Genomic DNA, 23,551 nt, shown 5'->3' with positions numbered 1-23,551 from the left:
GCCAAGTCCACACTGTCTGCCAGGGCCCGAAGACCTCGGGCAGGTCCCGCCAGGCAATCCCGCACCGATACCGGTAGATGATCCCTTCAACCATCAGGCGAGCATCAGCGAAGGGACGCCCTTTGCGTCCGGTGGGCTTGGGTAGCTGATCAGCGATCAGCTCCCACTGAGCATCAGAAAGAACCTGGAGACGAGACATGTCTCCAGGCTTCCAGGCCACCCCTCACATAATTCTCAGACACGCTCTAGTCGTCTTGCATTGGGGAGAGAACCAATTCCCCCAACTCCTCCTGGGCTTCCTGAGTCTCGGGGACCAGGTGATAGTCCTGTCGGTCACGCTCGACCAGAAAAACCAAGTCAGTGGATTCAGGAATGTCTCGGATCTCCAGCAAGAGAACGTCCTCGTCCAGCGTGTAGCTATACCCTCGGGTGAACTCGCTGGAGTCATAGCGAACAGTGCTACTGGTAAAGATCATTTCTCCGCCTTCCCCATTGGACGAAGGGGCTGATGCAGGGATAGGTGACAACTGATCTGGCTAGCCGGTGGTTGGCCTGGAAGGATTGTCATCATGCCCAAGCCCTACCCCAAGGAGTTCCGCGACGATGTCGTCCGGCTTGCTCAGAACCGGGATGAGAACACCACGATCTCCCAGATTGCCGAGGACTTCGGGATCCATGTCGGGACTTTGAACAAGTGGCTGCGCCAAGCCGACCTCGACGCCGGCAACACCACTGATCGTAAGCCCGGTGCTACCAGTGATGAGAAGGCGCAGCTGCGGGCAGCGAACCGCAGAATCAAGGTCCTCGAGCAGGAGCTGGAAGTCATGCGCCGGGCGGCTGCCTACTTCGGGCAGGCTCAGATCCGGTCAAAATGAAGTACCCGCTCGTATGCGATCTCGCCGCCTGGGGAATCCCTGTGGCGGTGACGTGCCGGGTGCTGAAGATCGCCCGTCAGCCCTACTACCAGTGGCTGGCCAATCCCATCACCGAGGCCGAGTGGGAAGAGGCTCACCGGCTCAACGCGCTCATCGATGCTCACCGCGATGACCCTGAGTTCGGGTACCGATACCTCGCCGATGAAGCAGAAGCGGCCGGCTACCCGATGGCGCATCGGACCGCGTGGCGGCTCTGCCGCTCCCAGGGGGTGTTCTCGGTGATCAGCAGACGCAAGAAGGGCAAGGGCACCCGTCCGGGCCCGCCGGTCCACGATGACTTGGTGCAGCGTCAGTTCAGCTCCGTGAAGTCGCTGAACGAGGTCTGGCTCACCGATATCACCGAGCATCACACCGGTGAGGGCAAGCTGTATCTGTGTGCGATCAAGGACGCCTGCTCCTGGTGGATCATCGGCTACTCCATCGATACCCGGATGAAGACGTCATTGGCCGTACATGCGCTCAATAACGCGATCGCCAACCGCCGCCGGACGGGTGCTGAGGTGGCCGGATGCATCGTCCACAGCGACCGCGGATCTCAATTTCGAGCAAAGAAATTCCTCCGCGCGCTGGAGCACCACAGCCTGGTCGGATCCATGGGCAGAGTAGGTGCTGCCGGGGACAACGCAGCGATGGAATCCTTCTACAGCCTGTTACAGAACAACGTCCTCGACGCCCAACCATGGCGGACCCGGGAGCAGCTGCGGCTAAGGATCGTGGCCTGGATCGAGAGGACCTATCACCGAAGAAGGAAGCAGAAGGGACTGGGGAAGTTGACCCCCATCGCCTACGAGGAGAAACTGCTCACACAGGCGCTGACATTAGCGGCCTGAACAGGAAACCGAACCTGTCACCAGTTCCTGCATCAGCCCCCCTGCTGATGGGCGGCGATGTCGCCGTGGGCGCGCCTGAGTTCGAACGTCTTCATCTTGTTGTGACTGCCGTCGGTGACCAGAAGCCACCGCTGGACTCGATCTCCGCGGTGATTGGTGTCCTCCATCTTTGCCAGCCAGCCGCGGGTCGCGTCCTTCGAGGCAGTGCTTAGCAGGGCTTCGTCGTCATCGATGCGGGCGAGATCAGTGACGTGATCCAGACCGTTGATCAGCTCTTCGGCCTGCTCATCGGTCATCGCTCGGTTCTCATCCGGTGTCGAAACGCTGTGGCAAAGCCGGCCAGCCAGCCCTCGGTTGTCGAAGTAGCGACCGGCCATCCCTCCGGGTTCGGAAAGGGCATCAGCGAGTTCGTCAAGGTCCGAGCCGTTGCGCCGACCCAGGGTTTTGCCGCGCAGATCTGCGCTGAAGAAGCGTGTGGGCACGCCTTCGAAGTCGGTGTTGAACTTCTCCTCTGCCTGCTCGAACTCTGCGGTGAACGAATAACGGATCTCGTTCTTCCGCTGTTGCTCATCGAGGCCGAGGACGTCGACTGAGTCCTCAGCCTCACCGTGGGTTCTCTGCTGCCACTTGCCGGCCTCATCCCGGTTGTCGAGCTGGGCCTGCTGAGCGACCGAAAGCTGTGCTGCCATGCCTAGAAAGTGTCCGGCGGTCAGCGCGGGATGTGAAGCTTGCCGTCGTCGCCGATCTCGGCATTCTCGAAGGTGGAGCGGAAGGTCTCCGAAGCTGCGTCGTCGAGCCTCTGGGCGACCTCACGGTCCTTGACGTGCATCGGGTTGATCCGATCGCGGAAGCCGACTCCTCCCCCGGAGCCGGACAGATAGGCGTCTGCGCCGAGGTCGTGCATATCCTGGTCAGTTGCATCAGCGAAGGCCTTCAAATCGGTGTAGTTGTTCGACATGAAGGTCTCGGTGAGCTCGTCGAGCCGTGTGGAGGAGTCGTCGCCGAGCTCGAGCTCGCTGGCAGCGATCTCCTCGTCAGGGATTTCCCCGTCGGCGGAGAAGGCTCCGTCGTTGTAACTCATCGTGAGGTCCTGCTTCAGTGTGGATACCAGTCCGGCGCGCATGTCGCCGTAGCCCTTCTGCTGGACCGGCGCGGGCTCACCGGTGGATTCCTCCACAGCTTCGATGGCCGGCTTGTGGGCGCCGATGCGTTGGAGGGCCTGCGCTCCGCGGGAAGTGTAGCCGGGAACGGGCCGGCCATCTGCAGCACCTGGTTGGCGACCGGCATCTTGGACCCCCAAGACACCAGCGGGGTCATCGGGCTCTGCGTGGGCCCTGGTCTTCCACCGCCCGGTCTCGTCGCGGATGTCCATCTGGGCCTGCTGTTGTGCGGAGAACTGCGTCATGACCAGTGAGTGTCCGGGGTCGGCGCACTCACTGCCGCGGTCATAGCGGAGCACTGCCCGACGGCACGGCTCCTGTAGACACTACCGTTGCGCCTGCGATACACATGTGTCTATATCGAGGGGATCAGGCTCACCAATCTTCACTGACAGCCGCTGGTCTCCGAGTGATGCCCCCTGAGCGAACGACCCGGCTTCGGGCAATCTCGCAGACTTGCATGGCTAGGCTGTCGAGTGCCCCGCCTCCCCCGGACGCAGGGGCTTCTTCCTCGAAGGTGGGGTCGAGTTCTCCAGGATGGAGCGAATCATGTCCACGCCTTCTTCCGCCCCTTCAACATGGCCCCATAAGGCGGAGCGCTTGGCCATCCCCGCCAGCATCTTGGCGAGGTACCTGCGGTCGTTGCTGGAAGCCTCGTGCACTCTGTCACTTCGACGCATCACCGAAGCCAGTGCGGCGAAATCTTCGATATGACGCTCACGGCGGTCATCGACGGTGCTGGTGTATGCCGCCGCCTTCGAGACCAAGGCACCGAGCATATTCGGCCTCGGGACGAACCCAGTGCGCGAGCCCACGGTCATCTCGACCACCTCACTGCGATTGATCGCCTGCTGTCCGCCCGGACTCTGGATGGTGGGCGATCCCCCTGCACCCTTCTTCCCGGAGGCATGGTCGCCGAGATTGGTGGGGATGAGGACGTCGACCTGCGCCCCCTCGTCGTTGATCCATCGGTGCTGTCTCTCGTTCCTGCTGGTCCGGTCGATACGCATCCCGAACTCCTTCAGAACCGTCGTGAGCTCGAAGTGGATGTTGGGGCGACTACGTACGTCGAGGACTGCATCGGCGTCATCTGTCGACCGAGTGGGGAATACACCCCGCTCAGCGCAGTGCAGGTGGACCATCTGCCCGCCGATGAGAGTCCAGCCCTCCGGATGCCGCTTCTGAAGATCGAAGACTACACCCCAGGACTTCTCCTGCTTCGAGGTGGTGGCCGGGAGGATGAAGCTCAAACGCTCTCCTGAATCAGCCGGCGTGCCTGGCCCAATTCACGGGCAGAATCGTAGTCAGCGAGGTCGGCGGCGATGAGCAGGGGCGAGACTTCACCGGGCAACTCATCGACAACGTGCAGGAAGACGTTCTGGCCGCTCCGTGAGCGCGGCACAACCAGCAGGTGCTCTGCTATGAGGCCTTCCAGCTCACCGGAGCGCACGTAGCCCTCCACAGCCGATCCCCCCGACATGCCCGAACGAGGGTCGAGGATTCCGGAGTGGTGCAGTCGTTGGTCGTGGGCGAGGTCGTCCGAGCGCGAATGCAGGACTAGCCGCGCTGCCCGACTGGAGACCCAGTCGCGCAGCAACAGTTCCGGCTCCGCGTCGCCTGCGAGCTTGCCTAGACGCTCCTTGACGCGCAGACGCTCTCGCGCCGAGATGAACTTCATTCGCTCCGGGTCAAGGATCGCCCATGCCAAGCGCTGGCTCATCGGACGAATGCGGCGCGGATATCTGGGCAGGGAGTCAGCCTCAATGAGCCAATGGCCGCCCACCTTCTGCCCTCGCATATGACCACGCTGAAGCTGAGCGCGCACCCGCGGAGGGCTTACGCCCAAGACATCTGCGGCATCAGCCACACTCAGCAACCTACTCATGGACACAAGGGTATCGATATCGATACCTCAGTGTCCATCAGTTGTAAAAGACGTGGACGCCGTCGACACCATCGTGCTTATCCAGGAAGGTCGTCGATCCTTCCATCTCGGCATCACGGGCATAGGACTCGTAGTCGAGGTTGGTCTTGATGGATTCGATGTCGCCGTTGTCCACCCAGGACTTCACCAGCTCCTCTGCCTCATCGGCGTAGTCCTTGGGCTCGATGTGCTGGTCGATCGCACCGTGATCCTCATCGGCGATCCACTCCTCGACCTTGGACTGGACAGCCTCGTCGAGATCATCAGGCACTTCCCCGCCGTTGTCTTCGATGATCTGGGATTCGACCGACTCCCGCTCGATATGTTCCATGACCTCGTCCAGGTCGTCGTAGTCGACTCCGGGGTCTTCGATCTCCAGGTCGCGTTCCAGACGGTCAGTGTCGACATGGTAGGAAAGGCGCTCTAGGGTTTCGGAATCGACATCACTGGGGAAGGTGTCGTCGATGAACTGTTCGGCCCACTCCTCCTTGGAGCCGTAGTCTCCCGCGTAAGCCTCGGAGAACTCGTCAGGTCCGGGCTTGTGGTCACCAAACCCCTGGTCACGGATCATCGCTTTGTAGGCCTCGACACCATCCTCGCCGTGCTCGGACTCGACGGTCTCGAAGTCCTGGGCGAGTTCGACAGCATGAGCAGGGGAAATAGTGACATGATCGCCGACGTCGAAGCCCTCGTGATCCATGACTGCGATCTCATCCCCGGCATCCGGGTCGGGTTCTTCGCCATTGGCGCGGTACAAGTCGGCGACGGTGACATCCTCGGCGTCCTCGGCGGCGTACCAGTCGCCGACCAGGCGTCCGGCGGCATATGCCCCTTCGGAACCGAGCCAGACCTTCGGCTCTCCGCGGTCCCGGTTCGGTGACATGTCCAGTGGTTCGGGGCGATCTGCGTCGTCGACACCGACCCCGAGCACTCCTGCGGTGTCTTCGACATCGGTGTGAGACTTCTGCTTCCACTTGCCGAAGTCGTCGCGGTTGTCCATCTGGGCCTGCTGAGCGGCCGAAAGCTGTACGGTCATGGTCGGTAAGTGTCCGGCGGCGTACGAGGTCCCGAAGAGCGGCCAAGAGACAGCTACTGCCCGGACGCCGCCCGTCCGAATCTGGCAGTCTCCTGTTCGACTCGGCGGATCATCTCCTCATGAGCCTCGGTGAGGTGTTCGATCTCGTCGAGCATCTCGGAGAGTTCACTGAGATGCCGGCGGCGGTGCACGTTGACCTCGGAGCGGTAGATCCGGCGATGCTCCTGGGCACTTTGAGGCGCTGTCAGCGCCTCAGCCTGACGGCGGGCGGTGATCGCTGAGACAGTGCGGGCGCTCAGGGGATGGTGTTCTTCGACCCACCCGTGTTTGTCGACGCTCGGAACCAATGCCGGAGCCAGCCGCCACTCCCGTCCGGGGTCGGTCAGGCAGATGTGCCGGGCCGGACTGTGTTTAGCGCGGATCATCTCGGCACGGACGATGCCCATCCCCCATTTCCGATAGATACCCAGGGTGGACAGCCAGCCGATCACCGCGCACCCGGGGCAGGACAACGGAGCCTGAGCCATTGGCACCTCAGCGCCACGCAGGATCAATCGCTTGTCGGTGATGACGTCCTGATGCGTCATCAGGCGCAGCTCGTCCCGAGTCATGCCCACTGCGGCGGCGACCAGCACGAAGGCGTCGCGGCCTCCACGCAAGCCCGATACCCACCCGGATCGAGGCGTAGTCGCCAATGACTGGGTCAACGACCCCCACTGCTGGCCCTGTCGCCAGGCCGGCTGTGATCCGATCAATTCAATGCGTTCTGCTCGTCGCCGTTGGTGTCCGAGTCGGGCGAAGATGGCGCGCGACCTACTCACCTGGGTGGCGGCTGCGACCGGCACATCGTCGAAGAACTCCTGATGGAGGGTGTCGACCTCGCGGCCAGTGGCGATGCACCAGTCGCGGTAGATCTGCCAGTGGTGCTCAGAGGCCAAGGTCGGCGGCGGCATTGTCGATCAGCGGGGAGTGCTCGCGGTCGTAGCGGTCCACCAGGGCATCAGAGGTGTGGCGGGTCTGCCGTCGAACTGCTCGGTGGTCGGCGCCGTTGCGACGGGCTTGGGTGACGAATCCGGCCCGCAGCGAGTGGAATCCGATCGGACCGGCGAGCCCGGCCTCTGCAGCGCGGCGCTGGATCATGCGGTGGAGGCCGTCTCCGCTGATCGGTCCGGCCATGTTTCCTCCTCTGCGGATGATGCGCAGCACTGGTGCCTGGGCGTCGTCGTGGCGTGCGGGCGTATCGCAGACGTGCTCCTGGCGATCCTCGAACGTCGGAGTCTCGAAGACCGCGGCCATGGCCTCGGCACGGGAACTCAGGGCTGCGCGGCTGGCGATCATCCAGCGCCGGTAGGCGCACGGCGGGCAGGTCTGGGGGTTCTGTCCGGTGGGCATGACCACCAGGGCGCCGTATCCGGCTTGGTCTCCCTTCGACCGCGGGATGGTGACCAGGAGTCCGACGGCCGGATCGTGGCGGATATGACCCTGCAGCATCGCGGCCATCTCGGAGCGCCGCATCGCGGAGGCGAAGCCGCCCAGCAACACGAAGGTGTCGCGCAGTCCGGCCAGCCCCGCAGGCCAGCTGGAGGTGTCGATGTCGCTGATGATGGTGCGGACATCGGCCAGCAGCAGCGGCCGCATCTGTCGGCTCTGGGATCCCAGGGCGCGGCGGATGCCGCGCATGACGTTCTCTACGGCCGGGTGTTTGGTCGGCGGCGAATGACCAGCGGCGGTGTGGGCGTAGCCGATGGCGGCCAGGTGGCGCTCGATCGTCGCCGGACGGTATCCGGAGTCCTCGCCCCCGAGGGCCATCGAGGCCGCATAGGCTCGGACGGTCTCGACGGAGGCCGGCATCGGATCGACTCCTGCCGCAGAGCACCAGGCGGTGAACCTGCGCCAGTCGGAGGCGTAGAGCCGTCGCGTCTGCTCGGAGAGGGAGTTGGCTTCTGCCAGCTGGGCCGCCTCGGCCAGCATCGCCATCGCGTGCTGGGAGTTCGGGCGGTCCAGGCCTGCTGCGGCAGGCGCCAGTATGCCGGTGGTCATGACTCCACGGTAGAGGGCTCTGCTGTGAATCGCTCAGATCTGCGGATGGCTCAGCTCGCCGCGCATCACTTTCATCATCAGGTCTTCGGTGACCACCGGGACCGGAACAAGCCAGCCGTAGCCGCGCAGATACTCTTCATCGATCCCGACGGCGCGCATCTGAGGGCTGGGCAGCATGTAACCTTCCGGGCCGTAGACCTTCGCCCCGTCGGTCCATCGCATCACCTGGTGTCCGGCCATCTGGTTCTTCTCAGTGCGTTCAACGCCCCGGGCAAGGACCTCGACGACCTCGGCCGAGGCACAGGCATTGGACAGACCCTCATCGAAGTCCTCATCGACGGTGATCTCTCCGATCGGGACCACCCGGTAGAGGTCCCCGTGACCGGGTGCTGCGGCGAAGAACTCGGCGAAGTCCGCATCGGGGGTGATGAAGACCGCCGGAGTTTCCGGGTGCATCCCCAGGATCTGGGCGCCGACGGACTCAGTCGGGTCCTGCCAGTGCTTCCTATCCAGGATCGCGCCGACCTCCAGGCCCGCCGCGCCGCCGTGGAAGAACGTCTGTGCTTTCAGCTGCTGAACCTCATCTTGGTCGTGCTGCTTCTTCATCCGAACCCCTTCCCATGGCTTCCACCGTCATTTTGGTCGCCCCTGTGCCGATCAGTGGCCAGCCAGACGAGATTGCCGCCGCAGGTCAAGCGAACCCGGCGTCCGACTGAAACATCTCAACGCGGTGCGACAGGCAGTTGGCCGTACATCATCCGCTGGGTCAGATCTGCGTTAACCATGTCAAATGGAGGCAGGAACCCATATCCACGTAGATGCTCGCGGGTGATTCCCATGGACTGCATCTTGGGGCTGGGCAGCATGTGTCCTTCTTCGCCATACATACGGCCTCCACCGGCCCAGGTCATCGGCCTGTGGCCTGCCATCTGATTCTCACGGGTCTTCACCACTCCGCGCTGGACGACTTCGATGATCTCAGCGGAGTCGCAGGAGTAGGACAGGCCCCTCTGGTAGTCGGGGTCCTCCCGCAGATCTCCACGGGGCACAACCTTGTAGAGGTCTCCCAGGCCGGCCTCAGCGCTGTAAGACTCGGCGAACTTCTGATCGGGGGTGATGAACACTGCCGGCAGGACGGAGGGCATCCGCAGGATCCGCCCGGCATCGGTGGCGTGCGGATCCTGCCAGTACGCTTTGTCCAGCACATCGCCGACGTTGAGACCGGCGACCCCACCATGCCAGAACTCCTGCAACTTCAGGCGTTCCTGCTCGGCGCGCTCCTGCTGACGTTCTTTCTTCCTTCTCGAGCCCTTCCCCACAGCTCTCACCGCCTCTCCTTTGGCTTCTAGCCAACGAGCCTATCGCGGTACGAGTTCCCGCCGATAGGTCAGATAAAGCCCATTATCGGGGGCTTCGATGCGCAGGGGCTGAAGTGAGCACGGCTGCGACTGCGCAGGCACCGGACGCCCCCACCGGAGTCGGCACCTGCGCTCGTGAGGCCTTCAGTCGTCGTAGGAGATGGGGTTACGTGAGGGGTACGGGATCGCGGTCTGTGTGCCGACGCGCGGGTCGCCGTCGAGCAGCCGTCCCTGGACTTCGCGGCGGTCGCCGTGCTTGATGATGCCGGTAATTTCGGCCACCGCCACGATGGTGCCGTCGGAGTTGATGATCTGAACTTCGCCCTGGTCCAGGGCGCGAGCGGCATCGAGCCTCCACACTCCGCGGCCGGCTTCCCAAGACTCCTTCTCGCTGAGTCCTTGCTCCCAGCCGACCTTCTGATTCGCCCCGCGCGGGCAGTCCGGGACGAGGTCCTCAAAGAAGAGATCGCGCAGGTCCACCGCGCCAACCTCCGAGTGTTCGGTGCCCGGAAGATGCACATCGTGCTCAACCGCGAGGACGATCGCCTCGGCCGCGGGCACGTCGCTCGCTGCACCATCGAGCGACTCATGCGTGATCTCGGCATCCACGGGATCCGCCGGGCGAAAGCACCGAACACGACGAGATCCGCGCCGAGAGAGGACTGCCCGTCAGATCTTGTCGGACGCCACTTCAGCGCATTCGCGCCGAACCAGCTGTGGGTCGCGGACATCACCTATGTCCACACGTTCTCCGGCTGGGTCTACGTCGCATTCGTCACCGACGTGTTCAACCGAGAGATCGTCGGCTGGCGAACTTCTCGCTCGCTGCACACTGATCTCGCTCTTGATGCCCTGAATATGGCTATCTACCTGCGCAAACGCGAGGGCGCTGATCTCAGCGGGCTGATACATCACTCCGACCGCGGAGTTCAGGGCGCATTCTGCTTTTATAGCCCCCAGCTACGACTTCTCGTTCCCATTTCAACGATGTTGTCTGTCCGACTCCTGCAGCTTCAGCAGCGGCAGCACGCGAAAACCCCTGTACGCGCAGCTGGTGGTATTTCTCCCTGCCAGGATGACTCGGCCGGCCTGACCTGTTATGAGCCAGACCGGCCTGTCGGGCCCATAACCGCAGGGTCTCTCGTGCGATACCGAGCTCACCATGAAGGCGGGTGCGGTTCTGGCCAGCGGCGAGTCGTCTTAATACTTCGGTCTTGACTGCCGGTGAGTACCCACGGCCACGTCCTATTTCTCGTTCCCACACGATGCAACTCCTGAAGGATCAGGCTGTTGCAACGTTCACTAGAGCCCAAGAGCCTGGGAGCCACGGAAAGCGCCCATCCGTCAGGGCGGACCCCGCACGAGTGGGCAGAAGACGTCGCTCCAAGTGCGCCCCAGCGCCTGTGAACGACGCAAAGTGACCACCCTTTAGTGGAAAGCCGGCACCGGTGGGCGGCGGAGGTCGATCTGCTGGAACCCCGGCACGACTCCCACCGGAGGGGGTGGTCCGCTAGCCGCCGCAACTGCCCTGGGCAGAGGACCGCGGATACTACGTCCGCGAACCTCTGCGTCTTTGCCGGTCCACGGCCACCCTGGAGGATCGCTGGTTCAGGAAGGGTTTCCCCGCTCGGCCCATGCACGGCGGCGGGCCTTGCCAGCGTCGTCGCGCAGCGGTCCGGGGACAGCACGCAGCCGGACCGGCGCCCGCGAGCCCAGCTCCTGGCGGGCCTGCTCCCTCAGCTCGGCGAGGGCCCCGGGCTCTCCGCCAGTGGGGACCGCGCGGTCCAGCTCGACGACGGCGCAGGGCACCTGGCCGTATTCCGGGTCCGGCTCCCCGAAGGCCAGGGCGGTGACCACGGCGGGGTGCCGCTGGATGACACGTTCGATCTGGGCGGGATAGATCTTCTCCCCGCCACGGTTGATGACGTCATCGGCCCTGTCGGTCAGGTGGAGATACCCATCGGCGTCGAGCCGTCCGAGGTCCCCCAGGGTGTCCCAGCCGGAGGGATCCCGGCGCGAGGTCCCGCCGAGGTAGTGGTATGCGGGCTGCTCCCCACGACGCATCCAGATGAGTCCCTCCTCCCCCGGGGGAAGCACACGCCCGGATTCGTCGCGGATGCTGATCTCGGTGCCGCCGATGGGCCTGCCCACGCTGCCGGGCCGCTGCAGCCACTCCTCCCCGCTGATCATGGTCAGCCCATTGGACTCGCTGCCGGCGTACACCTCGACGACGCGTTCCGGCCCCAGCCACTCGATCACCTGCCGCTTGAGCTCGGGGGCACAGGGCGCCCCCAAGTGCAGCAGGCTCTCCAGACCCGCCACCCTCTCGGGCCTGCGCTCCTGCTCCGGCAGCCGCATCAGCCGGTGGAGCATGACCGGAGCCATCAGGCCCCACGTCACCCGGTGCTCCTCCGCTGCGCGCAGCCAGGCGCGCTCCTCGAAGCGAGGCAGCAGGACCAGCTCGTGCCCGGTCATCAGCCCGCGGAAGGCATAGGTGAACACCGCCGAATGCCACAGTGGCCCGGCCACCAGCTGGACGGCCCGCTGCGGCAGGAAATCGGCCACCGGCCGGTCCGGATCCAGCAGCGCGGGAGCGTTCGCCCGCACGATCTTGGGGCGCCCGGTCGAACCGGAGGAGGCCGGCGCCTTCCAGGAGGTGGCCCAGAGATCCGGCAGCGCCGCATCGTCGCCGGTGGACCCTCGGGTCAGCCACGGTGCGCCCTCGCCATGGGCCGCGGTGCCACAGGGCCGAGCGGCAGAGGACGACGCACCCTGGCCCGCGAGGAGGGCCTCCTCCGCAGGTGCCGCAGGCCGGCGCGCCCAGCCTACCGCGACACTGCTCTCCGGCTCCAGCAGCTCCCTCAGTCCCTCCTGGTCACAGACGAAGGCGGGACTGGCGAGTTCCCTCAGCACGGCACGCTCCCCGCCGCTCAGCTCCGGGGACACCGGCTGCGGGGTGGCGCCGGCCCGCCAGACGGCGGCGCAGGCCAGCACGAAGCCGATCCCGTTGGGCAGGGCGATCTCCACCAGGTCGTCGCGCCGCACCCCGCGGGCCAGCAGCCTGCGGGCCATCTGCCGGGAGGTCTCCTCCAACTCCGCGGCGGTGAGCGCCGCCCGGCCCTCAGCCATCCGGACGATGACCCGTGCGGGCTCCTCAGCGGCCCGTCGGGCGATGATCTGTGAGATCGAGCGCCTGGCCATTCCGGTCAGCGCACGCACCAGGCTCTCAGCGACTCGAGCCTGGTAGTCGTCGAGGGCGCCTCGCATGGTTTCAACGTCAGCCATGCAGAACAGTTCAACTCTGCTGTGCTTGACTTCCTCACACGCTGATCGGCTGAACAGGCTGTCAACGCAATGGGCTGGGCAGGAGAATGGTTCTCCTGCCCAGCCCATTGCTTGTGCGGTCAGGCCCTATCCGGCGACTTTGACCAGCCGCTTGTTCACGAACTCCTCCATACCGTACTTGCCCAGCTCACGGCCCACGCCGGAACGCTTCACACCGCCGAAGGGAAGTTCGGCCGCTGTTCCGGCGGGCTCGTTGATGAAGACCATTCCGGTAGATATCTGGGCACCGACCTCTTCAGCGTGGTGAATGTCGGTGGCGTTGATGGACGCCGACAGTCCATAGGGGCTGTCATTGGCCAGACGAACAGCCTCCTCTTCATCCTTGACCCGGTAGACCATGGCCACCGGGCCGAAGAGCTCCTCTCCATAGGCGCGCATCTGGGGCGTGATGTCAGTGAGGAGCGTCGGCTGATACCAGGCGGGTCCTCGCTCAGATGGTGCGCCTCCGAGATGCAGGGTGGCCCCGCGGTCCACGGCGTCCTGAACCTGTTCGTGCAGATCCTCGGCGGCTTGCGCTGAGGACATGGGTCCGATGAAGGTGTCCGGATCCTGAGGATCGGCCAGCTCCAGCTCCCCGATGGCTTCCTTCAGCTGTCCGAAGAATTCATCGTAGAGCTCATCGAGGACGATGATGCGCTTTGCCGCGTTGCAGGCCTGTCCTGCATTGGCCATCCGGCCCTGCACTGCGCCTTTGACCGCGGTGGGAAGGATCTCACGGTCAAGAACCAGGAACGGGTCATTGCCGCCCAGCTCCAGCACCACCTTCTTCAGGTGCTGCCCGGCGGTGGCGGCCACCGCCGAACCGGCGCGCTCCGAGCCTGTCAGCGAGATTCCCTGCACACGGGAATCCGGGATGATGATCTCGGCAACCTGGGAGTTTGAGGCGTAGACGTTGACGAAGGCGCCCTCAATGACCCCGGCGTCGAGGAATATCTGTTCCATGGCCGCCGAGGACTCCGGGCATAGTCTGGCGTGCTTGAGGATCACGGTGTTGCCCAGCATCAGATTCGGAGCGGCGAACCTGGCAACCTGATAGTAGGGAAAGTTCCAGGGCATGATGCCCAGCAGCACACCATAGGGATCATTGCGCAGCACTGCCCGTCCCCCGTCAGGGGACTCCAGAGGCTCATCGGCGAGGAAATCCTGCCCATGCTCGGCGTAGTACCGGTAGATGGAGATCACGATCTCCAGCTCCGCCACTGCCTGGGAGTGCGGCTTGCCCATCTCTCGGGTGATGATCCTGGCCAGATCCTCCGTGCGTTCCTGATACAAGTCGGCGACCCGGCTCAGAAGCGAGGACCGATGCGCGGGATCGGTGGTGCTCCACTGGTCGAAGGCCGCTGATGCCCGGTCCACCGCCTGGCGGATCTGGTCATCTGTGGCGTCGGGAAATTCGTTCTCGACTTCACCGGTGGCGGGATTGGTCACTGCATATTTCGACATCATGGTCCTTCCTGAGGGATGGCTGTCGTTCTCCCCACTGTAGGATCCACACCTTGGTAGCAGCTGGATACCGTCTACTCGACGGCACTATCGGCGTGCACACCAGAGACGGGGCCGAAGACTGCTTCGCCTTCACCGCAGGAGAGGCAGCATCACTCCCCAGTGGCCACCACCGGGCTCTTCATCGTGATCAGCTGTCCGATGGCATCGGTGTGGTCAATCGTCGCCAGGTTCGGCGCGACGTAGAACTTCTCGGTGATGTACTCCTTACTGTGCCCGCCCTGGGCAGCTGCAGCCGCAAGACCATGCTCGCGTTCGATGGCGGTCAGCACTGTCTTGCGTAGGCTGTGCGAGCGGAAGCCTCCCTGCCAGATGTGCTGCAGGTGAGGCGCTGGACTCATGGCCCACTTAACAGACCGCTCGATCTGGGAGAGGTAGTACGGATTGCCCGCACTGGTGTGGAAGACGTATTCGGACTCCACGATCTGGCTAGTCATCCGTCGCATCAATAGGGTGACCGCAAAGTCCGGCAGCGCGATGCGCAGACTCTTTCGATTCTTCGTCGGCCCGATAGCCATGCCCTTGCCCGGCACGTAGCCAGTTGAGGAGTCAATCATCACCCACGCCACGTCGTCTTCAAGATGAACCTTGTCCCAGGTCAGTGCCAGGACCTCACCGATGCGGCATCCGGTTGCCAGCATGAGATCGAGGATATCTAGGATCGGAGTCCTCCACCGGGTGGGGTGATCGCACCAAGCACGGAAGACTTCGCGGATGGCACCAAGCTCTTCAGGCTCGACGACCTTCGGTGGGGGCGAAGTGTATTCGATCTTGTCCGTCTCCCGCCCCATGTTGAACGGGAGGAGCTCGTGGGAGACAGCGTAGGCACACAGTCTCGACATGATCGTCTGCGCCCTGCGGGCGGTGGCCATCAACGATCCGTCCTTGCCTGGGATCGACCAGAGCATCTCGTTGAGCATCCCCACAGTGATCTGATCCATCGCCCATTCCCCAGCTCGGGGAAGGACATGGTTGTTCACGACGAGTCGGTCGTCATAGATGCTACGCATCGTCGGCTTGCCAGTTCTCTCACTACGTCGCTCCAGATGCTCGAACCATTGGTCGAAGACCGCAGACAACGTGATGCTCTCAGTACCCACCCGCCCGTTGATGATCTGCTTCGACAAGCGGTGCCATTTGTCGTTCAGAGCCGTCTCAGCGCGGCTCTTGCTCTTGGCCCGAGCGGTCAGTTCACGCTTGACCCCTTTGACGTCACGGTAGGAGGCTTTGGCCTTCCAGGTGCCGTCTTCCATCTTCTGGTGTGTGGTCTTTCCACGTTCACCAATCTTCAGGCGCGGTCGTGGCATGTCGATATCCCCTGTGCTGCGAGTCGTCGGAACACGTGCATAGTGTCCGGCACTCGTGCAAAAGGCTGACGAAAACGGTCGTAAAACGGTCGCGAGGTTCTCAGCAGTCCTGTCGGTGCCGCTCTCTAGACCACTCCGAGAGGCCGGACCAGCAACCACCATCAACCGCCTAGATCCGCATAAACTCGGCGATCAGAGGCAGCGTGATCAGGCTCAGTCCGGTGCTTGTCACCAAGATCGCCGCAGCCAATCTGCCGTCGCCGTCATATTCCTCACTGAACAGGAAGACCGTGGTGGAGGAAGGTGTGGCGGCCAGGATGATCAGGGTGCCTGCCCAGACCGGGCCCAGCTGATCGTAGAAGGGCAGCACCGCGGCCCAGGTCAGCAGCGGCAGGATCAGCAGCTTCACCGCCGTGCCCACTGCGATCGGAGAGATCGGCACTCCCCCGCTGCGGATGCCGTCGATGGCCGGGTGCAGGGCCAGGCCCACGCAGAACAGCGCCAATGGCACGGCCGTCTCACCCAGCATGGCCGCCGGCTCGTCGAAGAGCTCGGGCATGCGCCGCTCGGTCAGCACCAGGATGAGCGCCAGCAGCATCGCCGAGAAGACCGGGTTGAACAGGATGGCCCGCCGCAGCACCGGCCAGAGCTGACGCCGGGCGAAGCTTCGGAAGCCGCGCGGCTGGCCCGCCGACTGGGCTCGGGTGTTCACCGCAGTGCGCACCAGCGGGTAGCCGTTCATATAGAAGGCGTTGTGGATCATATGGATCACCCCGGCTGCCAGGCCCGCCTCCGGGCCGATCACGCTGATGGAGATCGGGATGCCGAAGTAGCCCACATTGCCGAAGGTCCCCGCCAACGACGCCGGCGCCGCACCCTGCCGCGACTGCTCACCCAGGACGCGGCACAGGTAGTACAGCCCCACCGACAGCACCGGAGTGACCACCAGCGGGATGATCAGCGCCGCCAGCGGGAAGCCCTCCAGCGGCGGGGCGGTGACCATCGCGGTGTAGATGAACGCCGGCAGAGCGAAGTAGAACAGGAAGACGTTCAGATGTGAGGTCGCCTGCCGGAACCGGCTGATGAAGCCGGCGGCGAAGCCCACCAGGATCACCACGAACATCGGGGCGATGGTGCTCAGCATGGTCACCATGTCAGGCGTCGGCTCCTCTCTGGTCCGGCGCTCACCGGCTCGGCGGAGCCCAGCCCGGGCAGGGTGAAGTGGTCCTTGCGCCCGCTGAGCACACCGGCCAGCGGATCCGGGCCCACGGCGTCGAGCTCAGGGTTCAGGATCTCGCGGACCACCTGGACCATCAGCCAGATCAGCACCGCCATCTGGGCCACCACACCGGTCCCGTAGAGGATCTCGAAGAGCAGGTGGCCGCTGCCGAAGAACTGCTCACCTGCGCCCGCGAGCTCTTCCGCGTTGATCTTGGCACTGATCAGCCACACCGAAGCCCAATGGAAGACCTCCACCGCCTGCCAGACGAGGAAGCCGCGGACCTTGGGCCGTGCCAGCACCACCAGAGGGATCAGCCACATCACGAACTGCGGAGAGTAGACCTTCCCCAGCAGCAGGAAGCTGGCCACGATCAGGAAGCACAGCTGCGCCGTCCGCGGACGCTGAGGGGCGGCCCATCCCAGGTATGCGATGGCCAGACAGCACAGCAGGAAGATCCCGTTGGAGAGCAGCGAGAAGGTCTGCCCGTCCCAGCCGGTCCAGACGAAGGCCAGCCACATGGAGGAGAAGCTGACCTCACGCTCGGAGGAGAAGCTGTAGAACAGCGACCACTGCTCGAAGGACATCAGCATGAACGGCAGGTTCACCGCCAGCCAGGTGATGACTCCGGCCGCGGTCACCGCCGCGAAGGAGCGGATCCGACCGGCACGGACGCAGAGCACCAGGATCGCGCCCAGGAAGAACAGCGGGTAGAGCTTCATCGCCGCGCCCAGGCCCAGCAGCACGCCGGCCCAGACGGGACGGGAGCGTCCCCAGAGCAGCAGGCCGAGTCCGCCCAGGAACACCGCCCACATATCCCAGTTCACCGAAAGCGTGAGGATGATCCCCGGGGCCAGCGCCACCAGCAGAGCGTCCGAGCGGCGGCGCCCGGCCGAGGCCGCGGTCACCAGCACCACACCGATCCAGCACAGGATGACCAGGGCGTGGTTGAGGTCGTAGAAGACCAGGATGCGGTCATCGGCGGCCAGGTCCTCCGGGACCAGTGCGGCCAGCGCTCCCGCCACCAGTGCGATCAGCACCGGATACTCCATCATCTGCTCTTCGGGCATGCTGTCGAAGAAGGGCATGTTGCCCTCGGCCAGACCGCGTTGGGTGAAGAGCAGGGAGAAGTCGGAGTAGCACATATAGAGGTGCTGATCCGGATCGCTCCAGCCGTTGACCCGGCACCACTGCATGGCCAGCACCGAGAGTGCCGCACCCAGCACTGTGGCGGCCAGCAGGATCCAGGTGAGCCTGCGGGCCGAGGTGCTGCGCAGCCGGTGGACGAAGACGGTGAGGCCGCTCATCTGCGGCTCCGCAGTACGGTCCAGCCTTCATCGGCGTTCCAACGGGCAGAGCGACGGCGCATATGGAACAGCTCCGAGGTGTGGGGGTCGAAGGCGATGATGTAGAGCAGGTAGACCACGGCCACCGCCATGGCGATGGACTGGACCACCAGAGTGTCGATCCATTGGGCCACCGAGAGCTGCCCGACCATGGAGAGCAGCACCAGCACGGTGATCAGCAGGCTCACCCACATCAGCAGCCGTCCCTGGTAGACGTGGACCACGGCGAAGAGCGGCAGCAGCCAGAGCAGGTACCAGGGCTGCAGCACAGTGGAGCTCAGCACCACCACCGTCAGGCCGTAGCCGGACCAGAGCACCAGGTTCTCCCGCGGGGAGGTGCCCAAGGGCAGCCGCAGCAGCATCACGGTGAGCACGACGGCGGCGGCCAGCCTGGCCAGCGTGTAGAACCAGCCGGCGATGAGTTCGGGGTCCGCTCCGATGATCCATTCGAAGAACAGTCCGGCTCCGGTGCCCAGCAGCCCCACCGGGGCGACGGGTTCGATGGCCGACCCGGCCGCCAGCGCAGAAGGCAGCCAGCCCAACCCGATGCCCAGGGCGTAGCCGGCCAGGACCAGGGCGCCTCCGCCGAGCAGCCCGGCGACTCCCCACTCCCGGATCCGCAGCAGGTAGCTCTTGGTGGAGTCCACGCTCAGCAGCACCGCGAAGGGCAGGATCACCATGGCGATCGGTTTGATGGCCACCGCCGCCACCAGCAGCAGCAGCGCCACCAGCCGTCTCTTCTGCAGGGCGTACCAGCAGCCGGCCAGCACCAGTCCGATCATCAGAGAGTCGTTATGGGCCGCTGGCAGGAAGACCAGCAGGCTCAGCGGGTTCAGCAGGCAGATCCACAGCGCCCAAGAGGGTTCGGAGCCGAAGGCCCGGGCCAGCCGCGGGATGAAGGCCAGCATCAGCAGCACGCCCACCACGCTGAGCAGGCGGAACAGCGCCACTGCCACCTCTGGGATCCCGTCGGAGAGGTACCAGAAGGACTGGCTGATCATCAGGAACAGCGGCCCGTAGGGGGACGGCGACTCCGCCCAGAGCCCATCGGCCCCGGCCATGAACCAGCCGGGCAGCTCGGAGACGCCCGTCTCATAGGGGTTCTCCCCCAGGAAGAGCAGCCGTCCCTGGGCCAGATACGAGTAGACGTCCCGGGAGAAGATCGGGATGGTCAGCAGCAGCGGCCCGCCCCACATGGCAGTGGCCCGGTACATGACCCCGGTGGCCTCGGCCGACCACTGCCCCACCCGCTGGGCCAGGCGAAGCCAGGAGCGCAGCAGGAGGAGGGCGCCGAAGGTCAGCAGCACGGTGCAGGTGACGACGCCCGCCGTCGTGGAGCGCAGCGGCAGCAGCCAGGGATGCAGAGCCAACAGCGAGGTCGGTGACATCGCCAGCCATCCCACGCCCCAGGAGCCCACCATGATCATCAGGGCGGCGAGCATCCCCTGGCGCAGGGTATGGGAGACATCGGACTCCGCGCCGCCGAAGAGCCACCGGGTGGTGCGGTGCCGTCCCAGCCCATCGCGGGTGCGCTCCACCCCGCGGGTGATGGGGTTCCGGCGTCGCGTGGTGTCAGGGTGCGGGGTGCTGGGCCTTTCGCTCAGAGCTCTCACCTCCCGGGAGGATCAGCGTCCGGCTGCCGCGCCGCACCATCAGCAGGGTCAGGGCCAGCACGGAGACGGCCGCCGAGACCAGGGTCATGGCCAGGCCCGGGGCCAGTGGGCCGAATTCCAGGAACTGCCAGACCTGGAGCTGATCGGCCGCCCCGTAGGCCAGGAAGAAGGCGGTGATCAGGGAGATGCCGGTGAACTGCCGGCCCTCCCCCTGGCCCAGCACTGCGATCAGCGGCAGCAGCCACAACAGGTACCAGGGCTGGATCACCGGAGAGAGCAGCACCAGTGCGGCGAAGGCCCAGGTCATCCGCACCATGATGCTCCTGATCGGGGCGTCGGTGCCAAGGGTGGGCGACGTCGCAGTCTTCTCCGCGCCGGAACGCAGCGGCAGAAACATCAGCACCAGCACGATCACCACAGAGGCCGCACGGCCGATGGTCCGCAGCACATCCAGCGTCCATTCGTGGCTCAGCCCCGCCAGCATCAGCGCTCCGGTCAGCAGGGCATCGGCCAGGCCCACCGGGGACCAGAGCATGCTGCCGGTTCCGGTGCCGGTCAGCACCGTCAGCCAGCCGAATCCATAGGCGTCTCCCCCGGCCACGCTGATCAGCCCGACGCCGAGCATCACCCCGGTTGCGATGAGCAGGGTCGCAGCCCAGTACCCCACCCGACGCATCCAGGTCAGCGCGTGGCTGCGGCCGCGCAGCGTGCTCCAGGCCCAGAGCAGTCCGATGAAGGGCAGCAGCACCATGGTGATGGGTTTGATCCCGATGGACAGGGTCACCATCAGCACGGCGAGCACCCCCCGGCCGCGGTGGCGGTCAGCCGTGGCGGCCAGGTGGATGCCCACCAGGGCGGAGCCGATCATCAGGGCGTCGTTGTGCACGCTGGAGATGAAGCTGATGATCAGCAGCGGATTGGCCACGGTCAGCCACTGGGCGCGGGCAGGATCGGTGCCCAGCAGCCGCGCAAGCTTGGGGACATAGAGGAGCGTCAGCACGACGCCGGCCGCGCAGGCCAGGCGGAAGAGGAACACCGCCAGATCCGGCAGGTCTGCGCTGACCCGCATCACGGCGGCCTCCAACCAGAGGAACAGCGGTCCATAGGGGGTGGCGTCCTCGGCCCAGACGATGTCGGTGCCCAGCTGGAACCAGTTCTCCAGAGTGGAGACGCCGGTGCTGTACGGATCCTCCCCCTGGAGCACCAGCCGGCCCTGGTTCAGGTAGGCGAAGACATCCCGGGAGAAGATCGGCAGCACGAAGAGCTGGGGCACCATCCAGAGCGCAGCGGTGCGGCTGATGCTGCGCAGCGGCTGCTCCGCAGTGTGCAGCACCTGCCGCAGCCGCAGCCAGGCGTGGAACATGAGCCAGCAGCCCAGCGTGAGCGCCACCGTGGAGAGGATGACACCGGCCGGCGTCGTACGCAGCGGGAGGAGCAGATCCCAGCGGCTGATCGGAGAGACGGTGACCAGCCAGCCGACTCCGTAGGAGCCGAAGAGGATCAGTGTGGAGCCCAGAAGCCCCTCAGCCAGCGGGCTGATGTGGGGAGGCCTGATCTGTGGTGCACGAAGCCCGGATCGCCCGGCGTCTGCCACAGATGTCATTGACGATAATCTACCACTGCGCTGCTGGGCACCGAGCGGTGCAGGGACCTCGGGACCGGGCCCCATGAGGGGTTGTAGAGTGTCTGGCGTGAGTGCAGAAGCAGAGCAGAAGAGCACAGGATCCTGGGAAGGCCGCATGGTCTGGATCGACTGCGAGATGACCGGACTGGACCCTGACCAGGACGTCCTGATCGAGGTGGCCGCCCTGGTCACCGACAGCGATCTGAACATCCTGGGCGAGGGCGTGCAGGCGGTGATCCGCCCGGAGCCGGCCTCGGCCCTGGACCGGATGCAGAAGATCGTGCGTCAGATGCACACCGACTCCGGACTGCTGGAGGACCTGGATCAGGGCATCTCCCTGCAGGAGGCGGAGAAGCGGGTCCTGGACTATGTGAAGAAGTGGGTGCCGGAGGCCAAGAAGGCTCCCCTGGCCGGCAACTCGGTCCACGCCGATAAGGCATTCCTGCGCCTGGGCATGCCAGAGCTGATGGATCACCTGCACTACCGGATCATCGATGTCTCCACCATCAAGGAGCTCGCCGGACGCTGGTATCCCGAGGCGCGCAGCGCCGCTCCGGAGAAGACCGGAAACCACCGCGCCCTGGGCGATATCCGCGACTCCATCGAGGAGCTCAAGCACTATCGACAGGCCGTCTTCCGCTGATTTCAGTCTCAGTGCCTGATGGGTGTAGACTAATCGGCGTTGCTTTTCGGCCGCTCGGCCGGGAAGCTGATGAATATGGTGGGTGTAGCTCAGCTGGTAGAGCATCGCGTTGTGGTCGCGAGGGTCGCGGGTTCAAGCCCCGTCACTCACCCCGATATAAGGGCCTCTGACCTGGACTTTTCCAGGAGGAGGCCCTTTTTCTCGGCGTGAGACGCCCTACTTCTTGGCGCCGGCCACGCCCCATGTCCTTCCACGACAAGGTCAAAGCCCCGACACTGCGGAACTGCCTGGACGCCAACAGCAACACACTGGTCATGGTGAGCAGGCGACCCAGCTGGCCACCCCTGAGCTGGTGAAGTCGGCCTGACCTGCCCTAGGCGGGTGCCAGAACTGCAGTGAACTCATCGCCGGGCTCATCTGCGCCATCAGTGCTGGGAGGCTCCACAGACAGCACCTTCAAGTCCGCTTGTGTCGCAAGGGCTGTGATCGTTTCGCGTGTCTGCCAGTGGATCAGCCACTCCCGGTGGACAACCTCTGTTGGGCCGTTCTGGGGAATTCGCTCGTACGTGACAGCCGTCCGGCGTGTACGGCTCAGCGGGTCGTACTCCTCCGCCATGGGGGTGAAACGGACCACGGCCCCGCAGCCGTCAACTGCTTCTCGGGCCACATGGAACTGTTCCTTGGGCGTGGGGCTTGCGATCCACAATGGGACCATCACCGCGCCATCTGTCGCGAGGTGACGCCGGAACGACGTCAGGGCACGCAGGGCAGCAACATCATCAGGCAGCAGCTCGAACGTCGGACCTGCCAGATAGATCGATCGATACTGCTGATCGAGGTCCATGTCCTCCATCTGAGTAACATGCAGCCTCATGTCGAGCTCCCGCTGTTCAGCCGTTGTACGCGCCTGGTCGATCATATCCGCCGAGGAGTCGGCGCCATGCACCTCCAGTCCGTCCTGCACCAGATGCAGCAGGGGGTCGCCTGCGCCGCATCCCACTTCCAGTCCTGGCTCACCATAGGATCGCACGAATGCGGCATACGGAGCCGGGTCGAAAATCTGGCTCCTGAGGGCGGTGTAGGCCTGGGCCACGAGACCGGCGTAGAAGTCAGCAGGGGCAGTCATGCGGAGATCCTCCCACAGGCTCCCGCGCACCTCGCCCCATGACGAGGTGCAGTTCCCCAGAAGGTTGAGAACGGGGCTGAGCAGAAGCGGAGACCTCCGATGTCGATGTGACTCACCACACTCACGATCCGATAGGGAGGTCACCTGTGGTCCACCGCAGATCACCTCTGAATCTTGAGCGAAGGCGCCGCCCCGTAGGTTATCCGCCGTGGGGACAGTCTCGCCCGTCTGGGCATATTCGGCCTACGTGCAGTCTTTCGCCATGGTTTCGAGGGTAGGTCTCCAAGTTCTGCGAGTCACTACTACGGTGTCTGGGACTGGTCTAGGGTGGAGGCATGCGACAGTTGGTCATCGTCCGTCGGATTGTTCGGCTCGTATCTCGCCTGATCCGACAGAACCGCCGCAGAGGCCCGCGCTAGATGTACTTCCCCGTGAGGTTGTGAACGCGGGCTGAGGGAACCAGACCTCCGATAGCGGTGTGGGGTCGGTGGTGATTGTATTCGTGGAGGAAGGCCTCGTAGGAGGCTTCACGGGCTGACTCG

Annotated in this window: 23 protein-coding genes, 1 tRNA gene and 1 pseudogene; 4 read left to right on the top strand and 21 right to left on the bottom strand. The window is 64.6% G+C overall.

Features of this window, described 5'->3' with window-relative positions:
• Positions 1 to 199, bottom strand: a 199-nt coding sequence (locus IEW85_RS13635; RefSeq protein WP_188686847.1) for a transposase, incomplete at its 3' end; no start/stop codon positions are given.
• Between the two features lie 46 nt (positions 200 to 245).
• Entirely contained in the window at positions 246 to 476 is a 231-nt protein-coding gene (locus IEW85_RS14520; protein ID WP_229659048.1) for a hypothetical protein, read from the bottom strand.
• Positions 477 to 569: 93 nt separating this feature from the next.
• Here IEW85_RS14520 and IEW85_RS13630 point away from each other — a divergent pair.
• A protein-coding gene (locus IEW85_RS13630) for an IS3 family transposase (RefSeq protein ID WP_373286573.1) occupies positions 570 to 1,765 on the top strand; the annotation gives its coding sequence in 2 pieces (ribosomal slippage) (positions 570 to 848 and positions 851 to 1,765; 1,194 coding nt in all).
• A 32-nt stretch (positions 1,766 to 1,797) separates the two neighbouring features.
• On the opposite strand, the gene IEW85_RS13625 is transcribed toward IEW85_RS13630, so the two are convergent.
• From IEW85_RS13625 to IEW85_RS14515, 10 genes are all read right to left on the bottom strand, one after another.
• Positions 1,798 to 2,454: a hypothetical protein gene (locus tag IEW85_RS13625; RefSeq protein ID WP_188686843.1), complete on the bottom strand. Its 657-nt coding sequence runs from the start codon at positions 2,452 to 2,454 to the stop codon at positions 1,798 to 1,800.
• Positions 2,455 to 2,474: 20 nt separating this feature from the next.
• Positions 2,475 to 3,170, bottom strand: a complete 696-nt coding sequence (locus tag IEW85_RS13620) for a hypothetical protein (protein ID WP_188686840.1) — start codon at positions 3,168 to 3,170, stop codon at positions 2,475 to 2,477.
• Positions 3,171 to 3,389: 219 nt separating this feature from the next.
• The gene (locus tag IEW85_RS13615) at positions 3,390 to 4,175 is read right to left on the bottom strand and encodes a hypothetical protein (RefSeq protein WP_150460416.1); all 786 of its coding nucleotides are present in this window, start codon (positions 4,173 to 4,175) and stop codon (positions 3,390 to 3,392) included.
• The gene (locus IEW85_RS13610; RefSeq protein ID WP_188686837.1) at positions 4,172 to 4,810 is read right to left on the bottom strand and encodes a helix-turn-helix domain-containing protein; all 639 of its coding nucleotides are present in this window, start codon (positions 4,808 to 4,810) and stop codon (positions 4,172 to 4,174) included. Before IEW85_RS13610 ends, IEW85_RS13615 begins: the two co-directional genes overlap by 4 nt.
• A 37-nt stretch (positions 4,811 to 4,847) precedes the next feature.
• Entirely contained in the window at positions 4,848 to 5,885 is a 1,038-nt protein-coding gene (locus tag IEW85_RS13605) for an antirestriction protein ArdA (protein ID WP_188686834.1), read from the bottom strand.
• A gap of 53 nt (positions 5,886 to 5,938) precedes the next feature.
• On the bottom strand, positions 5,939 to 6,544 hold the full coding sequence (locus tag IEW85_RS13600) for a hypothetical protein (protein ID WP_188686832.1): 606 nt from the start codon (positions 6,542 to 6,544) through the stop codon (positions 5,939 to 5,941).
• Between the two features lie 268 nt (positions 6,545 to 6,812).
• Complete coding sequence (locus IEW85_RS13595; RefSeq protein ID WP_188686829.1) at positions 6,813 to 7,925, bottom strand: site-specific integrase; 1,113 nt, start codon at positions 7,923 to 7,925, stop codon at positions 6,813 to 6,815.
• Positions 7,926 to 7,958: 33 nt separating this feature from the next.
• Positions 7,959 to 8,531 carry a hypothetical protein gene (locus tag IEW85_RS13590; RefSeq protein ID WP_188686826.1) on the bottom strand — a complete coding sequence of 191 codons (573 nt, stop codon included), beginning with the start codon at positions 8,529 to 8,531 and terminating at the stop codon, positions 7,959 to 7,961.
• 116 nt (positions 8,532 to 8,647) lie between these two features.
• Positions 8,648 to 9,253, bottom strand: coding sequence for a hypothetical protein (locus tag IEW85_RS13585; protein WP_188686822.1), 606 nt, complete (start codon positions 9,251 to 9,253; stop codon positions 8,648 to 8,650).
• Between the two features lie 174 nt (positions 9,254 to 9,427).
• Entirely contained in the window at positions 9,428 to 9,892 is a 465-nt protein-coding gene (locus IEW85_RS14515) for a hypothetical protein (RefSeq protein WP_229659046.1), read from the bottom strand.
• Between IEW85_RS14515 and IEW85_RS14770 the strand changes: the two genes are divergently transcribed.
• Positions 9,779 to 10,501, top strand: a complete 723-nt coding sequence (locus IEW85_RS14770; RefSeq protein WP_373286572.1) for a DDE-type integrase/transposase/recombinase — start codon at positions 9,779 to 9,781, stop codon at positions 10,499 to 10,501. The two genes, IEW85_RS14515 and IEW85_RS14770, sit on opposite strands and share 114 nt — an antisense overlap.
• 390 nt (positions 10,502 to 10,891) lie before the next feature.
• Here IEW85_RS14770 and IEW85_RS13570 read toward each other — a convergent pair whose 3' ends face one another.
• From IEW85_RS13570 to mptB (IEW85_RS13540), 7 genes are all read right to left on the bottom strand, one after another.
• A complete protein-coding gene (locus IEW85_RS13570; protein WP_188686814.1) occupies positions 10,892 to 12,568 on the bottom strand; it encodes an AMP-binding protein in 1,677 nt (558 codons plus the stop codon).
• Positions 12,569 to 12,694: 126 nt separating this feature from the next.
• Positions 12,695 to 14,071: an NAD-dependent succinate-semialdehyde dehydrogenase gene (locus IEW85_RS13565; RefSeq protein WP_188686811.1), complete on the bottom strand. Its 1,377-nt coding sequence runs from the start codon at positions 14,069 to 14,071 to the stop codon at positions 12,695 to 12,697.
• Positions 14,072 to 14,223: 152 nt separating this feature from the next.
• On the bottom strand, positions 14,224 to 15,384 hold the full coding sequence (locus IEW85_RS13560) for a tyrosine-type recombinase/integrase (protein WP_070160863.1): 1,161 nt from the start codon (positions 15,382 to 15,384) through the stop codon (positions 14,224 to 14,226).
• A 223-nt stretch (positions 15,385 to 15,607) separates the two neighbouring features.
• Positions 15,608 to 16,591: an AEC family transporter gene (locus IEW85_RS13555; RefSeq protein WP_188686809.1), complete on the bottom strand. Its 984-nt coding sequence runs from the start codon at positions 16,589 to 16,591 to the stop codon at positions 15,608 to 15,610.
• A complete protein-coding gene (locus IEW85_RS13550) occupies positions 16,585 to 17,964 on the bottom strand; it encodes a glycosyltransferase family 87 protein (RefSeq protein WP_188686806.1) in 1,380 nt (459 codons plus the stop codon). Before IEW85_RS13550 ends, IEW85_RS13555 begins: the two co-directional genes overlap by 7 nt.
• Entirely contained in the window at positions 17,961 to 19,616 is a 1,656-nt protein-coding gene (gene mptB, locus IEW85_RS13545; RefSeq protein WP_188686804.1) for a polyprenol phosphomannose-dependent alpha 1,6 mannosyltransferase MptB, read from the bottom strand. The genes IEW85_RS13550 and mptB (IEW85_RS13545) overlap by 4 nt, the downstream gene beginning before the upstream one ends.
• Positions 19,576 to 21,219 (bottom strand): polyprenol phosphomannose-dependent alpha 1,6 mannosyltransferase MptB, encoded by a 1,644-nt coding sequence (mptB, locus tag IEW85_RS13540; protein WP_188686801.1) that lies wholly within the window; start codon positions 21,217 to 21,219, stop codon positions 19,576 to 19,578. The genes mptB (IEW85_RS13545) and mptB (IEW85_RS13540) overlap by 41 nt, the downstream gene beginning before the upstream one ends.
• Positions 21,220 to 21,355: 136 nt before the next feature.
• Here mptB (IEW85_RS13540) and orn point away from each other — a divergent pair, with 136 nt between their 5' ends.
• Positions 21,356 to 21,883: an oligoribonuclease gene (gene orn, locus IEW85_RS13535; RefSeq protein WP_188686851.1), complete on the top strand. Its 528-nt coding sequence runs from the start codon at positions 21,356 to 21,358 to the stop codon at positions 21,881 to 21,883.
• Positions 21,884 to 21,961: 78 nt separating this feature from the next.
• Positions 21,962 to 22,034 (top strand) — tRNA-His (locus tag IEW85_RS13530).
• 222 nt (positions 22,035 to 22,256) lie between these two features.
• On the opposite strand, the gene IEW85_RS13525 is transcribed toward IEW85_RS13530, so the two are convergent.
• On the bottom strand, positions 22,257 to 23,009 hold the full coding sequence (locus IEW85_RS13525) for a class I SAM-dependent methyltransferase (protein WP_188686797.1): 753 nt from the start codon (positions 23,007 to 23,009) through the stop codon (positions 22,257 to 22,259).
• 415 nt (positions 23,010 to 23,424) lie between these two features.
• A pseudogene (locus IEW85_RS13520) lies at positions 23,425 to 23,551 on the bottom strand (integrase core domain-containing protein); the annotation flags it as partial.

Origin of the sequence: Nesterenkonia cremea (assembly GCF_014642675.1) — a bacterium.
In the GTDB taxonomy this organism is placed as follows: Bacteria; Actinomycetota; Actinomycetes; order Actinomycetales; family Micrococcaceae; genus Nesterenkonia; species Nesterenkonia cremea.
Note: the sequence above shows the minus strand (reverse complement) of the source record. Positions and strands in the feature narration are given on the sequence as shown.

Coding starts and splice junctions, on each gene's coding strand:
- mptB (WP_188686801.1), bottom strand. CDS start 21,219: ATGACATCTGTGGCAGACGCCGGGCGATCCGGGCTTCGTGCACCACAG.
- IEW85_RS13560 (WP_070160863.1), bottom strand. CDS start 15,384: ATGGAAGACGGCACCTGGAAGGCCAAAGCCTCCTACCGTGACGTCAAA.
- IEW85_RS13620 (WP_188686840.1), bottom strand. CDS start 3,170: ATGACGCAGTTCTCCGCACAACAGCAGGCCCAGATGGACATCCGCGAC.
- IEW85_RS13565 (WP_188686811.1), bottom strand. CDS start 14,071: ATGTCGAAATATGCAGTGACCAATCCCGCCACCGGTGAAGTCGAGAAC.
- IEW85_RS13590 (WP_188686826.1), bottom strand. CDS start 8,531: ATGAAGAAGCAGCACGACCAAGATGAGGTTCAGCAGCTGAAAGCACAG.
- IEW85_RS13555 (WP_188686809.1), bottom strand. CDS start 16,591: ATGGTGACCATGCTGAGCACCATCGCCCCGATGTTCGTGGTGATCCTG.
- IEW85_RS13610 (WP_188686837.1), bottom strand. CDS start 4,810: ATGAGTAGGTTGCTGAGTGTGGCTGATGCCGCAGATGTCTTGGGCGTA.
- IEW85_RS13550 (WP_188686806.1), bottom strand. CDS start 17,964: ATGAGCGGCCTCACCGTCTTCGTCCACCGGCTGCGCAGCACCTCGGCC.
- IEW85_RS13605 (WP_188686834.1), bottom strand. CDS start 5,885: ATGACCGTACAGCTTTCGGCCGCTCAGCAGGCCCAGATGGACAACCGC.
- IEW85_RS13595 (WP_188686829.1), bottom strand. CDS start 7,925: ATGACCACCGGCATACTGGCGCCTGCCGCAGCAGGCCTGGACCGCCCG.
- IEW85_RS13525 (WP_188686797.1), bottom strand. CDS start 23,009: ATGACTGCCCCTGCTGACTTCTACGCCGGTCTCGTGGCCCAGGCCTAC.
- IEW85_RS14520 (WP_229659048.1), bottom strand. CDS start 476: ATGATCTTTACCAGTAGCACTGTTCGCTATGACTCCAGCGAGTTCACC.
- orn (WP_188686851.1), top strand. CDS start 21,356: ATGGTCTGGATCGACTGCGAGATGACCGGACTGGACCCTGACCAGGAC.
- IEW85_RS13625 (WP_188686843.1), bottom strand. CDS start 2,454: ATGGCAGCACAGCTTTCGGTCGCTCAGCAGGCCCAGCTCGACAACCGG.
- IEW85_RS13570 (WP_188686814.1), bottom strand. CDS start 12,568: ATGGCTGACGTTGAAACCATGCGAGGCGCCCTCGACGACTACCAGGCT.